Origin of the sequence: Streptomyces hainanensis, from assembly GCF_004348415.1 — a bacterium.
GTDB lineage: Bacteria > Actinomycetota > Actinomycetes > Streptomycetales > Streptomycetaceae > Streptomyces > Streptomyces hainanensis.
The window spans coordinates 1-738 of the sequence record NZ_SMKI01000901.1 but is presented as its reverse complement, the minus strand read 5'-3'; the positions used below and the strand labels follow the sequence as shown (position 1 = coordinate 738).

Annotated in this window: 1 protein-coding gene; it reads right to left on the bottom strand. The window is 72.9% G+C overall.

Translation table 11 applies throughout. From position 1 onward, the window contains the following. On the bottom strand, positions 1–727 hold a 727-nt coding region (locus E1283_RS36725), incomplete at its 3' end, for an oxygenase MpaB family protein (RefSeq protein WP_243745362.1). Between the last annotated feature and the right edge of the window lie 11 nt (positions 728–738).

Here is a 738-nt window from a genome sequence, read left to right as displayed (position 1 = left end):
AGTTGGTGGGGCTGGTGGGGGGTGACGAGCGGGACCGTGTCCGCCGGGTCACGGCGAATCCCACCAGCCGCCGCACCAGCCGCGGCGCGGGTCTGGCGCCCAGCGCCTCCAACAGCCGCTCGTCGAACAACGCGTTCACCGCGGAGCGGGCCACCGGCGCCAGCACCCGCGGCAGCCGGGACACCAGGACGCCCCGGGTCGCCTCCAGCAACGCCCGGCCCTCGTCCGTGACCGCGAAGGCGCGCCGCTCGAAGGCGTCCATCCACGCGGTCAGGGCGGCGTAGGAGTCGGGAAACCCGCCGATTCCCATCCGGTCGGCGAGGCCGGCGTAGAACCGGTGGGCCGCCGCCTGTTCGGACGGGGTCGTCGGGCGCCGGCCGAACGCGTCGATATGCCGCAGGGGAGAGACACAGAACGCCGCCAGCACATGGACGAACTCCTCCTCACCCACCGGAAGACCGGCGTGCAGCGCGTTCATCGCCGCCACCGCGCGACGCCCCTCCGGCGCGTCCAGACCATGCTCGATCAGGGCGAACATCAGCTCACCTGTGGCCTTCGCGCGCTCCACCGGACGACCGGTCATCTTCCCGGTGTCCACCAGCACCCTGGCGATGCCCGGCACGGCGAAGGTCCGGTAGAAGCCGAGATTCAGCCCCATGCGCAGCTCGCCGGGGAACTCCTCGACCGCCAGCCGGCGGTAGACGGCGTGCGCCCGCTGCTCGTCCACGACCCTCCCGC